The organism is Spiroplasma endosymbiont of Lonchoptera lutea (genome assembly GCF_964019715.1).
Taxonomy (GTDB): domain Bacteria; phylum Bacillota_I; class Bacilli_A; order Mycoplasmatales; family Nriv7; genus Nriv7.
Window position 1 is genome coordinate 356,285 of the sequence record NZ_OZ026463.1, and the last position, 12,803, is coordinate 369,087.

Genomic DNA, 12,803 nt, shown 5'->3' on the forward strand with positions numbered 1-12,803 from the left:
TTTTTTAATAAACTTTAAAGAATAACAGAAAGAATATTATGAAAAAAATATTAAGTATTTTAGAAATAATGTTTTAAAGTTTAAATTTATTATTTTAAAATAAGAAGAATGTTCAAACCAGTAATTAATTAAAATTACTGGTTTCTATTTTGTCAAAATAGAAAAGAGAAAAAAATAAAAATTGCTTATTTGTTTAAGGGTATAGAGTTATTTTAATTATTTTTTAATTCTGCTTTAAAAGATAATATTTTTATTGGAGTAGTAATTGTTTTGTTGGCAATTTTAACATGAATATTTGAAGCAATAAATTCTGTTTTATCAAACATTTTGTCATTTTTTATTGTAATTTTTAAGCTTTTAAGTTCGTTTCATACTATATCATTTTTCTCAAAATCTAAATCTTTTAAACCACAATTAAGTCTTCAATTTTCTTTACAACTGCTAGTTCCGTCATATTTTAATCACTTTGGAATATTAATAATTTCTTCTTCTTTGGTACTATAAAAATTTATTGTATATTTATCGTTATATTTATATGTAATTTGAATTTTAACATTTGATAAATTTAATTTGTTAATTATTAACAGTTCGGCCGGTGACAATTGGTCTGGTTTATTTGAACAAGCAGTTATAGATAATATTGTTAACCATAAACTAACTATTATATTTAAAATTTTCATTTTTTAACTCCTTTTATTTGTTTGAATTATAATTTTACACAAAAATTCTTAATATCATTAAAAAGATGGCAAAACCGATTAAAAATTGAAAGGTGTAATAAAAGGCTGGTACTGTTTTAAAAACTGGAAAAATTGCGGTTGAAAAGTTAACTGTTGCTTTTGCGATAATTGCTAACGGTCGCAAAATCGTCATGATTTGTGAAGCAGTGAGTATTCAATTTATCATTTTGATGCCAGCGTTTTGAATGGCACATCCAATATCATTAAAAGTTGGTATTCATCGTCCAGAATATTTGCAATTTGCTGGCGAAATTAAGTCATCTCATTCACTGTTATTTAAACTATCGGGGATAAAAGCTGTTGAATTTAATACATTAAAATCATAAATTTTAAAATTGTAGTTATAGATGTTACCTTTGTGATAAAGTGGAAAAGTTAAGGTAAAAATATTAATACCGTAACGAATATCAATATCGGTGTTGAGATAATTAATACTGTTAGCAGTCTTGCTGGTTGGCAAGGTAATCAGTTTATTATCATAAGATTTAAGAACATTAAAATCAATTTGATAAATGCTATTGGTATTGTTAATAGCATTGTAATTATCTTGGTGCATTTTTTTGTCAAAAGTAAAGAAATAACTTCTTAGTAATAATTCTGAGTTTCCTATAATATTTACTAAGTATTTTTTGGGATAAAAGGTAATTAAGGAACGATAAAAGAAACCGATTTGAATAAAGTAATCCTTCTTATAGTTTTCTATACCCTTAAAATCAATTTCAGTATGAGTTTTTTCGTCCATATCAAAAGTAGCATAAAATAAACTAGCAAAGAAGTTTCCAAGGATTTCATAGATTTCATCAAAAATATTTTTGTAATCACTGTTATTAATACTAGGAATGTTGTTTTTAAAATAAAGGTAAATGTCATTTCGTAAATCGGGGTCATATCGTAGAAAACTAAATTTAACACTAAGATAATTTAATGTTCCAAAAAGGTACTTAATTAGATAATAATCGTTAGTATTTGCAGTGTCATATTTTCAAATTTCGCTTTCACCGTGTAATAATTGTAAATAGTTATTACCTGCAATTAAGGTTTTATTAAAAGCTTTAATTTTTAAAACATTTTCATTTATTTTATCTTCACTAGTAGAACTTTTGTGATAAAAATAGCTTTCACTTTTAAAGCCGTGATTTTTAATCGTAAATTCTTTGTAATAACCTTTTTCTAAGGTGTCAATGAAATTAAATATTGGCGTTCAATATAAATAAGAATAATTGAATTTGTCAAAATCACCACGATGAATCATTAAATAGTTAAGGTTATCAATAACATCGCTATATTTATGTTTGCCATCAAAATTAGTGGTTGTTTCTGGTAAATCAATATCAGTTGTTGGTTTGATTTGTGCTTCTGCTTTAAAAGATAATATTTTTATTGGAGTAGTAATTGTTTTGTTGGCAATTTTAACATGAATATTTGAAGCAATAAATTCTGTTTTATCAAACATTTTGTCATTTTTTATTGTAATTTTTAAGCTTTTAAGTTCGTTTCATACTATATCATTTTTCTCAAAATCTAAATCTTTTAAACCACAATTAAGTCTTCAATTTTCTTTACAACTGCTAGTTCCGTCATATTTTAATCACTTTGGAATATTAATAATTTCTTCTTCTTTGGTACTATAAAAATTTATTGTATATTTATCGTTATATTTATATGTAATTTGAACTTTAACATTTGATAAATTTAACACATAAGTTTCTTCGCTTTCTCTTTTATTTCTAATTAATGATTGTGTTGTTGTTTCATTATTGTTAATGTTTTGGGGAATGGTAAAAATGTTATTGAAACTAATAATTAACACGGTAAATATTTTCATAAACATTTTTATCACTCCTTTTTAAAATATTTTATTTTTCATTGTTCTTTTGGTTTTAATCTTTTTTAATATAAAACGAATTAAACAGTTCACTATTTCTGTTATGGTTAGTCATACTAAGGAATAACCTATAATCATTAACTTACCAATTGTTCCAAAATTTTTAATAAATTGTTGCAAATTTTCAATATCTGTATGTAATAATAAAACTATACTTAAAGATATGAATATAATGTAATTAAGTATTATTCATCAATATCTTTTTAAAAAATTAATTAACTTGTTTAGTTTCATTTTTTAAGGCTCTTTTAAATTTAATTTTTTGAATCCTGAAATGTAAAATTAAAAAGGACACTTATATAAAAAACAAATTGTGTTAATTCTATAATTAAGAAAAGAAAGGAATTAGCACAATGTATAAGTATCTGACTATTGAATCAATAATAGCAATAAAAGAATATAAAAGTTATGGATTTTCTATTCGTAAAATAGCAAAAGCAATTGATTATAGTAAATCAACTGTACACAGAGTTTGTAAATTATTAAATCAAAACTTATTACCATTAGAAATATTGAATCAAGTTCAAAAAAATAAACAAAATGCAGGTAGAAAATTAATAATTTTAACTTTAACAGAAATTAATACTATCAATTATTTGTTAATTACTAAAAATTATGCTCTTGATATAATTGCTGATTTTTTAAAGAAAAATAAAATAAAAAATATTTCAACAAAAACTTTATATAACATGTTTAAAACAAATCGAATGGGTTTTGATGAAAAAAATTTATTGAGAAAAGGCAAAAATAAACCTCATAAACAAAAAGAAACTAGGGGCAGAATTAATAATTGTAAATCTATTCATGAAAGAAATTTAATCATTCCAAATATTAAAAATATACAAGAATTTGGCCATTTAGAGGGAGATACTATCGTTGGTAAAGATCATAAAAGTTCTATTATTACTTTAGCTGATCTATGATCAAAAACCACAATTCCTTTGAAAACTAAAAATCATAAAGCAGAAAGTATTACACAAAGTATAATAAAATTTATTTCAAAATTAATACCAGGAACAATTAAAACTATTACTTTTGATCGTGGTAAAGAATTTAGTAAATGAAAATTAATTGAAAAAAATTGTAATGTTAAAATTTATTTTGCAGATGCCGGAAAACCTTGTCAAAGAGGTTTAAATGAGAACAATAATGGTATTTTAAGAAGATATTTACCAAAATCTACTGATTTATCTTCATATAAACAAAAAGACTTAAATTCTATAGCATTTCAAATTAATTCTACACCCAGAAAATCATTATCTTATAAAAGACCAATAGATTTAATACAATTATTTTAAAAAACTGTCCCATTTATATTTACAATTCAGGAATAATAAAGCGGATTAATTTTTCAAGTTTAATTGCAAAATATATTGCTCCGCCTCATCAGAAAATAAATATTCCTGCTAACATAATACCACTATTGAATTTACCAAAGAATTTAACCATCTCTTCATTCATAAATTTATTAAATTCATCCCTTGTTCCAGTTATTCATTTAGTATCGATTACTGTAAATGCACAAATTAATAAACTTATAAAGATGAAAATGATACTTAATATTATTTTTAACCACTGTTTTTTAAAAGAATTTTTAATTCTTAATTTTAAAGGCGTTTTTTCTTTTGAATTGTCTTTTTTAAATAATTTTCCTAAAAATTTTTTCATTTTAATTCTCCCTTCATATTTTTTATCGTCCTTTAATCACAATAAATAAAGCAATAAATACACAAGTGACACCAAGAATGGTAAAGATTGGATGTTGCGAGAATGTCCGAGCCATTGGTTTAAATAGTTCTAAAATTGTTAAATTGCTAGTAATAAACTTTTGAAAATTGGCAAGCCCTTCGTTAATATAGTTTGTTAAAGTTTCAAAATGACTACCAGCTAAAAGTCCAAGAACAGTTATTAAGATAAAAATAATAATTAGTTTAAATATTATTAGTTACCTTGTTTTGCTTTTAATGGTTTTATTTGTTTTTTAGCTTTTCCTCACGCACTTAGCCGCCCTTTATTTTTAACGGCATATTGGCGTTGTTTTTCTAAATTAACTTGTTGACTACCAAATCCAAGAATAATTGCCATAAGAAATTCTACAGCCAGCGTTAAGAATAAAGGAAATATTAGTTGAATATTCGTTCCTGGCACTTCAAGGCTTCAAATTAAATCAAAAACTTTATAAAGCATTTGGGCGAGAAAGTCGGCCATTTTTGCGAGATTTTCCATTTTTTATTATTCCTTTTCTTTCATTTTTCTTAAAAATTTGCTGAATTTATCCATTTTTAAGTATTCTAAGTCTTCTAAATCAATTGCTGTGTCAGTATAGTATTTGTCTTCATAGTCAGGATTTACTTTTGCATTTAAGTAATCTCTTAAAAATGCTAGATAAAAAGAATTGTAAGTGTTTAATATTGGTAGAGGAATTTTTAGTTTAAAAAAATAAATATCAAGTTCAGGAATATCACGATATTTAATGCGACGGCCCCTTTTATTATTTTTAGCATCAATTAAGGTGTTTCGTCAGCGTTCATATTCTTCAATGCTCGTAAAGGTGCCATAAATGACTTTTAAGTAGGGGCGAAAAATATTAACTGGTTTTTTGCGAATTCCCACAATCACATTGTTGGCAATATCACGAACTTTAACTCAAATATGTTTATCTCTTTGACCGCTAGCCAACACAATATGACCAAAATGTCGTGCTAGAGCGAAATATTCTTGAATACCGGTTTCTTCGTTTTTGGTATTATTTTTTTCTCAATCAGTTCCTTCTAAAAATAAATTAGTTTCATCTCACAAAAGTAAGGTTTTGTCCGGCAATACCGGATAATCAAAGTCTAACAATCCCATATGCCCTAAACTTAATTTTTGGGTTTCTAGTAATGGAAATGTTGATGCGATATGATATTTTTTCTTTTTTAGTAATTTTGATGCGTATACTAGAAAGGCGGTTTTTCCAGTTCCTAATGAACCAATAACAATATTTAATGGTGAGTTTTTTAAGAAATTAATAACTTTGTTAATTTGTGTTAAATTACTAATTTTAAAAAGGAAAATTAAAATACAACCTGCTAAAAATAAATAGCTCACAATGTTTTTAAAATAACCGTTGTAAATATATCAAATTGCTCCTCAATGTCATAAAATTAAAAATGAGGTGCGATTTAATTCAATAAAATGGTTATTTTTTTCTATTATTCATTTGCAAAATTTCATCTTACACCTCACTTTATTTTTTTATTAGCGTACTGCTCCAAGTAGTTTTTCAAACATTTTAAAGCAAATAAAGAATATTGCCAAAATAAATGGAAAAATGAATATTCAATAGTCAGCAAAGAAGTTACCAACTTGTGGCATATTAACAGCAATAATTTCTCACATTTTAGTAAACGCTGTTATGATCGCATTTCATAATTTAGTCATTGCGTCACTAGCTGTTATTTTTTCTACTGTTACTGGTGTTTCTCCCACTAAGAAAATTCCAATCATATAATCACCCCCTTTCTTTTAATATAACTTCTTGACATTAATTTCGCTTCTATCTAAATACTGATATGGTTTTCCAAAGTAGCATTAGAATAAATCACACCATAATTGCTGTTAAAAATCAAAAAGCAATGTTTGCTATTAAAAGTCAAAGTGGTGCTTCTATTAATTTAATTTCTTTACCACCAGTAACATGCGCCGGGATAGTTGTAATTTGAATAAATAAATCTCAGAAAGTTTGTTTAATTTGTTCTCAATTAAATTCTTTTAAATTTATTGTCATTTTTTATCTCCCAAAAATCATTTTTATTGGTAAATACATAATTGAGATTAATGCGAAAATAAAAGTAATTATAATAATTAATTCGGCAATAAACGCAACTTGTGTAGGCATTTTTTCTATCGGAACAAACAGTTTTAAGAATTCCATAATAATTTCTCAAAACATTATTTTTCATCCTCGTTATTTTCTTTTGAATTAGGAGCTTTAACTCATTCTTTAAAGCGAGCAATAAATACTTTTTCGTCTTTTGTAAAATTACCAGAATTATTTTTAATGGCATTTTTATATTTAATTCGCATTTTTATTTTGGCATAAATTTTATAAGCAAAATATGCCGATAGCATTATGCTGATAATAATAAATATTAGTCCAATTGCAATATTCATTTTTAAACTCCTTTAAAATAGTTATAATTTGTATCTTTTTTATTGTTTTCTTTTTCGACAATGAAGAAACTTAATAATTCTTGTCCTTTAATTAACTTGGTTTCTTGCTCTGGTTGATTAATTGAAATTACTTGGTATTCATTATTCTTGATTATTCCGATGCAAATTGAATTTTCATATTTTCCTTTATAAACAAATCGTTTTGGAAACCAAATACCGATTTGTTTATTAAATCACGGAATTTTTGGTGCCTTGATTAAAATTGCGTTTTGAGTTTCTTTTAAGAGATATTTTTTAGTATTTAAGAAAATGTTTTCAATTTTTTTCATAGTAAATTACCTTTCTTATTTGTTATAAACTAAGTTATTTAACTAAGTTTTTTAAACATTCATATATCGCAGATTTGAATGTTTAACAATTTTTGTTAGTAAACTTCGTTTACTAATTAACTTAGTTTGATTTCATTGGTGCAAAAAAATATAAAGCATAATTAAAAATAATAAGTGTTAATTTAACCTTATATTTCTTGCAATAAATAAATGAGCTCATATTTATTTATTGATTTTGTGTAAAACTAACATAAGTGTGTGCTTTACACAAAAAATTTTAAAATAAGTATTGCATTTGTGTTAAAAACATATTATTATTATCTTATGCTATCAATAGTCTATAGACAGCAACGGGGAAACCTTAATTATGTTGCCGAGGATTAAAAGGTATAGGATTTTGGATTACAAAAACTCTTTTAAACTCGGTATTACATACCGAGTTTTTTTATGTAAGATAGATATTGATTTCAGGATTAAACGGTTATGTTTAAGAAATTAGGAAGGGGTGGATGAATGCGACCAGCAATAGAAACTAAAAATAATATTGTTCAAGAGATTAAAACAAAGATTGCATCGTCAAAGTCAATAACTATTATTCATTATCATGGATTTTCTGTTCAAGATTTAACTAATTTAAAGTTACAGTTAAGAAGTGAAGATGCTAGTTTAAAAATTTATAAAAATACATTAGTAAGAAGAGCATTACAAGAGTTAAGTGTTAATAATTTAGATGATGTCTTATTAGGCCCTAATGCATTAGTGTTTTCGGCAACTGATGAAATTGTAGGCCCAAGATTATTAGCTAATTTTGCTAAGGAACATAAAAATTTAGTATTAAAAAGTGCTATTTTGGATGGTAAAGTAGTGTTATATGATGAATTACAAGTATTAGCCACATTGCCTTCAAAAAACAGCCTTATTTCAATGTTTGCTTCAGCAATTATTAGTCCATTAATTAATGTTGCTTTAGCAATTAAAGCCATTGCTGATAAACAACTAACAGAATAAACTGATATATAAAAATAAAAGGAGAGAATTATATTATGGCAGAAAATAATCCAATAAAAAAAGATACCCAAGAAGAAATAGAAAATAAAATTAACGAAGAAAAAACTGGTAGTGTTAAAAAAGGTAATAAAATAACAAAACAAGATATTATCGCTTCGCTAGCAGAGATGAAATTAATTGAACTAAATGAATTAGTAAAAGCAATTGAAGAACATTTTAATGTTACTGCTAGTGCACCAGTGATGATGCAAGCAGCTTCACAGGGTGATGGTAATGTTGCACCGACAGAGGTAAATGTTATTTTAACTAAACTTGGTGATTCTAAAATTGCAGTTATTAAAGCAGTAGCCGAGATTACCGAAAAACCTTTAATGGAAGCTAAAAAATTAGTTGAGGGTGAAAATCCAGTAATTAAAGAAAAAGTTAAACCAGAAGAAGCCGAAAAAATTAAGGAAAAACTTGTTGCTGCTGGTGCTGGGGTTGAAATTAAATAAATTTTAAAAATAACTAAAAAAGTATTTACATCTTATATTAGGATATGTTAATATAAAGGTGTCCTATTCAAGGACATTCTACACAAAAATGTCCGATGACTAAGATAAAGGCGTGCGATATTAATTCGCACAGCACTGTTTTAAGTAGCTTAGTCCTGTGCGGTATTGGGGTATCCGAAATGTTCCTCACTAAAACCTAGCAAAGGTATATTTGCTAGGTTTTTTGTTTGTCAAATAATGGGCGGATTATCGTTATCTTGAAAAGATGTTTCAACTTTAAATATTATATGATTATTTTGACATTTTTGTGTCATAATTGTTGTAGTTAAGATTGTATAAATAACTAAATAATTCAAAGTGAGGAATAATGATGAGTAAGTTTTTATTTTATAAACCATTATTAGTAATTGCTTCGTTATTTATTAGTACTAATGGTACAAAATTTTTATTTGCTAATAAGTTAACTGGAAATAAATGCCAAATTGTAAAGTTAAGTGTAACTAAATTATTTTTCTAACCAAATATTCGATTGGCGAAAGATAATTTAGTATTTTTCTTGGTCTTTGGTTTAAAGACAATATAAATTTATGAACTGCATTTTTAGTAGTGTTTGAAAAATTAAATTTTTTAGGAAATTTTTCTCTAATTAAACCATTAGTATTTTCATTAGTACCTCTTTGTCAAGGTGAATATGCATCAGCAAAATAAATTTTCACATTTAAATTTTTTTCAAGTTGTTGTCAATTAGCAAATTCTTTACCCCTATCAAATGTTATAGTCTTAACAAGATTATTTGGAAGAATTGATAAATAATGACTAATATTTTTGTTAATAACTTTAGTAGTTCTATTTTCAACTAATATTGCTAAAGTAAATCTTGATGTTCTTTCAACTAAAGTTATTAAACATGATTTACTTTTACCTCGTGATGATACTACAGTATCACCTTCTCAATGGCCAAGAGTTATGCGATTATTAACATTTCGTTCTTTAATGGATTTACCATTAAATTTACCCCGATTTTCTTGAGATTTTCGTTTCTTACCTTTTCTTCTTAAATTTTTACTAGTAACCTTTTCAAGTAATCCAGAATAAATTCAATTGTAAATTGTTTTAAAACTAATAATTCATTCTTGATGAAAATTTTTAATTCTGCCATAAATTTGTTCAGGCGATCAACCTAATAATAATTTTTGTTGTACATATTTTACTAATTCTCTATTTTTAAATTTATGAAAATAAACATGTAATTGTTTTCTATTTTCTGCTTTATTTTGTGCAATTAATGAAAAATAATGATTATTATCTTTATTTCTATTAACTTCTCGATTAATAGTACTAATACTTCGATTAAGATTTTTAGCTATTTCACTAATTTTTACCTGAATTGTAAATATAAATGGGACAGTTTTTTAAAATAATTGTATTAAATCTATTGGTCTTTTATTAAGATAATGATTTTCTGGGTGTAGAATTAATTTGAAATGCTATAGAATTTAAGTCTTTTTGTTTATATGAAGATAAATCAGTAGATTTTGGTAAATATCTTCTTAAAATACCATTATTGTTCTCATTTAAACCTCTTTGACAAGGTTTGCCGGCATCTGCAAAATAAATTTTAACATTACAATTTTTTTCAATTAATTTTCATTTACTAAATTCTTTACCACGATCAAAAGTAATAGTTTTAATTGTTCCTGGTATTAATTTTGAAATAAATTTTATTATACTTTGTGTAATACTTTCTGCTTTATGATTTTTAGTTTTCAAAGGAATTGTGGTTTTTGATCATATATCAGCTAAAGTAATAATAGAACTTTTATGATCTTTACCAACGATAGTATCTCCCTCTAAATGGCCAAATTCTTGTATATTTTTAATATTTGGAATGATTAAATTTCTTTCATGAATAGATTTACAATTATTAATTCTGCCCCTAGTTTCCTGAATTGTAAATATAAATGGGACAGTTTTTTAAAATAATTGTATTAAATCTATTGGTCTTTTATAAGATAATGATTTTCTGGGTGTAGAATTAATTTGAAATGCTATAGAATTTAAGTCTTTTTGTTTATATGAAGATAAATCAGTAGATTTTGGTAAATATCTTCTTAAAATACCATTATTGTTCTCATTTAAACCTCTTTGACAAGGTTTGCCGGCATCTGCAAAATAAATTTTAACATTACAATTTTTTTCAATTAATTTTCATTTACTAAATTCTTTACCACGATCAAAAGTAATAGTTTTAATTGTTCCTGGTATTAATTTTGAAATAAATTTTATTATACTTTGTGTAATACTTTCTGCTTTATGATTTTTAGTTTTCAAAGGAATTGTGGTTTTTGATCATATATCAGCTAAAGTAATAATAGAACTTTTATGATCTTTACCAACGATAGTATCTCCCTCTAAATGGCCAAATTCTTGTATATTTTTAATATTTGGAATGATTAAATTTCTTTCATGAATAGATTTACAATTATTAATTCTGCCCCTAGTTTCTTTTTGTTTATGAGGTTTATTTTTGCCTTTTCTCAATAAATTTTTTTCATCAAAACCCATTCGATTTGTTTTAAACATGTTATATAAAGTTTTTGTTGAAATATTTTTTATTTTATTTTTCTTTAAAAAATCAGCAATTATATCAAGAGCATAATTTTTAGTAATTAACAAATGATTGATAGTATTAATTTCTGTTAAAGTTAAAATTATTAATTTTCTACCTGCATTTTGTTTATTTTTTTGAACTTGATTCAATATTTCTAATGGTAATAAGTTTTGATTTAATAATTTACAAACTCTGTGTACAGTTGATTTACTATAATCAATTGCTTTTGCTATTTTACGAATAGAAAATCCATAACTTTTATATTCTTTTATTGCTATTATTGATTCAATAGTCAGATACTTATACATTGTGCTAATTCCTTTCTTTTCTTAATTATAGAATTAACACAATTTGTTTTTTATATAAGTGTCCTTTTTAATTTTACATTTCAGGTTTCAAAAGAATTGTGGTTTTTGATCATATATCAGCTAAAGTAATAATAGAACTTTTATGATCTTTACCAACGATAGTATCTCCCTCTAAATGGCCAAATTCTTGTATATTTTTAATATTTGGAATGATTAAATTTCTTTCATGAATAGATTTACAATTATTAATTCTGCCCCTAGTTTCTTTTTGTTTATGAGGTTTATTTTTGCCTTTTCTCAATAAATTTTTTTCATCAAAACCCATTCGATTTGTTTTAAACATGTTATATAAAGTTTTTGTTGAAATATTTTTTATTTTATTTTTCTTTAAAAAATCAGCAATTATATCAAGAGCATAATTTTTAGTAATTAACAAATGATTGATAGTATTAATTTCTGTTAAAGTTAAAATTATTAATTTTCTACCTGCATTTTGTTTATTTTTTTGAACTTGATTCAATATTTCTAATGGTAATAAGTTTTGATTTAATAATTTACAAACTCTGTGTACAGTTGATTTACTATAATCAATTGCTTTTGCTATTTTACGAATAGAAAATCCATAACTTTTATATTCTTTTATTGCTATTATTGATTCAATAGTCAGATACTTATACATTGTGCTAATTCCTTTCTTTTCTTAATTATAGAATTAACACAATTTGTTTTTTATATAAGTGTCCTTTTTAATTTTACATTTCAGGATAAAAAATCTTATAAACATGTTTTCTATAAAAATCAAATTTAATCTCGGTAGACATTTTTTACTTATTTATTAATATATTTTGTAAAGGAGGATTGATTGTTCAATAAATTTTATTAATTAGCAAAAATTCACATAAAGGATTTGATTAAATTATGAAAAAATTACTAGCAATTTTAGGAACAATAACAATATCAGGAAACGCGATAGCATGCCTTGTTGGTAATGCTCCCGCTCCAACAAAAAATGAAATTAATTCTTTACAAACAAATAATTTAGAAACTTTAAATAGAAATAAAAGAGACTTGGGTGCTACAGCTATTATTACCGGTATTGCAATTGGTCTTTCTTTACTTAGTTCTGGTGTTGCTATTACTGATTCTTATAACAAGGATGGCGTAGCAAAAAAAGTTATAGATGGGTACGGAGAAAATTATGTTAGAGGTGCTGGTAAAACAACAGATTCAGATGGTTCAACTATTTGATGACCTGATGCATCATAATTATTCA

15 protein-coding genes, 2 pseudogenes and 1 other annotated feature are annotated in these 12,803 nt (G+C 24.9%); of the genes and pseudogenes, 4 read left to right on the forward strand and 13 right to left on the reverse strand.

All coding sequences use genetic code 4. The features are described from left to right. Positions 1 to 212: 212 nt before the first annotated feature. A complete protein-coding gene (locus AACK97_RS01945; protein ID WP_338968381.1) occupies positions 213 to 680 on the reverse strand; it encodes a hypothetical protein in 468 nt (155 codons plus the stop codon). 34 nt (positions 681 to 714) lie between these two features. After that, entirely contained in the window at positions 715 to 2,565 is a 1,851-nt protein-coding gene (locus AACK97_RS01950; RefSeq protein WP_338968384.1) for a hypothetical protein, read from the reverse strand. A 413-nt stretch (positions 2,566 to 2,978) separates the two neighbouring features. On the opposite strand from AACK97_RS01950, the gene AACK97_RS01955 reads away from it, so the two are divergent. After that, on the forward strand, positions 2,979 to 3,923 hold the full coding sequence (locus AACK97_RS01955) for an IS30 family transposase (RefSeq protein ID WP_338967744.1): 945 nt from the start codon (positions 2,979 to 2,981) through the stop codon (positions 3,921 to 3,923). A gap of 19 nt (positions 3,924 to 3,942) precedes the next feature. Here the strand turns inward: AACK97_RS01955 and AACK97_RS01960 are convergent, their stop codons facing one another. The 7 genes from AACK97_RS01960 to AACK97_RS01990 all read right to left on the reverse strand — a co-directional run bounded on the left by AACK97_RS01960 (position 3,943) and on the right by AACK97_RS01990 (position 7,109). Next, positions 3,943 to 4,293 (reverse strand): hypothetical protein, encoded by a 351-nt coding sequence (locus tag AACK97_RS01960; RefSeq protein WP_338968386.1) that lies wholly within the window; start codon positions 4,291 to 4,293, stop codon positions 3,943 to 3,945. A 273-nt stretch (positions 4,294 to 4,566) separates the two neighbouring features. Then, a complete protein-coding gene (locus tag AACK97_RS01965) occupies positions 4,567 to 4,851 on the reverse strand; it encodes a hypothetical protein (protein WP_338968388.1) in 285 nt (94 codons plus the stop codon). Between the two features lie 6 nt (positions 4,852 to 4,857). Continuing rightward, entirely contained in the window at positions 4,858 to 5,841 is a 984-nt protein-coding gene (locus AACK97_RS01970; protein WP_338968390.1) for a hypothetical protein, read from the reverse strand. Positions 5,842 to 5,865: 24 nt separating this feature from the next. Then, positions 5,866 to 6,114 carry a hypothetical protein gene (locus AACK97_RS01975; RefSeq protein WP_338968392.1) on the reverse strand — a complete coding sequence of 83 codons (249 nt, stop codon included), beginning with the start codon at positions 6,112 to 6,114 and terminating at the stop codon, positions 5,866 to 5,868. Between the two features lie 49 nt (positions 6,115 to 6,163). Beyond that, entirely contained in the window at positions 6,164 to 6,394 is a 231-nt protein-coding gene (locus AACK97_RS01980; RefSeq protein WP_338968394.1) for a hypothetical protein, read from the reverse strand. A 164-nt stretch (positions 6,395 to 6,558) separates the two neighbouring features. After that, on the reverse strand, positions 6,559 to 6,780 hold the full coding sequence (locus AACK97_RS01985) for a hypothetical protein (protein WP_338968396.1): 222 nt from the start codon (positions 6,778 to 6,780) through the stop codon (positions 6,559 to 6,561). A gap of 2 nt (positions 6,781 to 6,782) precedes the next feature. Then, positions 6,783 to 7,109 carry a hypothetical protein gene (locus AACK97_RS01990; RefSeq protein WP_338968397.1) on the reverse strand — a complete coding sequence of 109 codons (327 nt, stop codon included), beginning with the start codon at positions 7,107 to 7,109 and terminating at the stop codon, positions 6,783 to 6,785. Positions 7,110 to 7,429: 320 nt separating this feature from the next. Further along, positions 7,430 to 7,566, forward strand: a sequence feature (ribosomal protein L10 leader region). Positions 7,567 to 7,622: 56 nt separating this feature from the next. On the opposite strand from AACK97_RS01990, the gene rplJ reads away from it, so the two are divergent. Both rplJ and rplL read left to right on the forward strand, forming a co-directional pair. Further along, positions 7,623 to 8,117: a 50S ribosomal protein L10 gene (gene rplJ / locus AACK97_RS01995; protein ID WP_338968399.1), complete on the forward strand. Its 495-nt coding sequence runs from the start codon at positions 7,623 to 7,625 to the stop codon at positions 8,115 to 8,117. 35 nt (positions 8,118 to 8,152) lie between these two features. Then, positions 8,153 to 8,611: a 50S ribosomal protein L7/L12 gene (gene rplL / locus AACK97_RS02000; RefSeq protein ID WP_338968401.1), complete on the forward strand. Its 459-nt coding sequence runs from the start codon at positions 8,153 to 8,155 to the stop codon at positions 8,609 to 8,611. A gap of 500 nt (positions 8,612 to 9,111) precedes the next feature. On the opposite strand, the gene AACK97_RS02005 is transcribed toward rplL, so the two are convergent. The 4 genes and pseudogenes from AACK97_RS02005 to AACK97_RS02020 form a co-directional block, all read right to left on the reverse strand. Continuing rightward, positions 9,112 to 10,008 (reverse strand): IS30 family transposase, encoded by an 897-nt coding sequence (locus AACK97_RS02005; RefSeq protein ID WP_338968939.1) that lies wholly within the window; start codon positions 10,006 to 10,008, stop codon positions 9,112 to 9,114. A 15-nt stretch (positions 10,009 to 10,023) separates the two neighbouring features. Then, a pseudogene (locus AACK97_RS02010) lies at positions 10,024 to 10,558 on the reverse strand (IS30 family transposase); the annotation flags it as partial. Positions 10,559 to 10,585: 27 nt separating this feature from the next. Next, the gene (locus tag AACK97_RS02015) at positions 10,586 to 11,530 is read right to left on the reverse strand and encodes an IS30 family transposase (RefSeq protein WP_338966714.1); all 945 of its coding nucleotides are present in this window, start codon (positions 11,528 to 11,530) and stop codon (positions 10,586 to 10,588) included. Between the two features lie 85 nt (positions 11,531 to 11,615). Then, positions 11,616 to 12,209: pseudogene (locus AACK97_RS02020) on the reverse strand (IS30 family transposase); the annotation flags it as partial. Between the two features lie 239 nt (positions 12,210 to 12,448). On the opposite strand from AACK97_RS02020, the gene AACK97_RS02025 reads away from it, so the two are divergent. Then, entirely contained in the window at positions 12,449 to 12,796 is a 348-nt protein-coding gene (locus AACK97_RS02025; protein WP_338968403.1) for a hypothetical protein, read from the forward strand. Positions 12,797 to 12,803 lie beyond the last annotated feature (7 nt).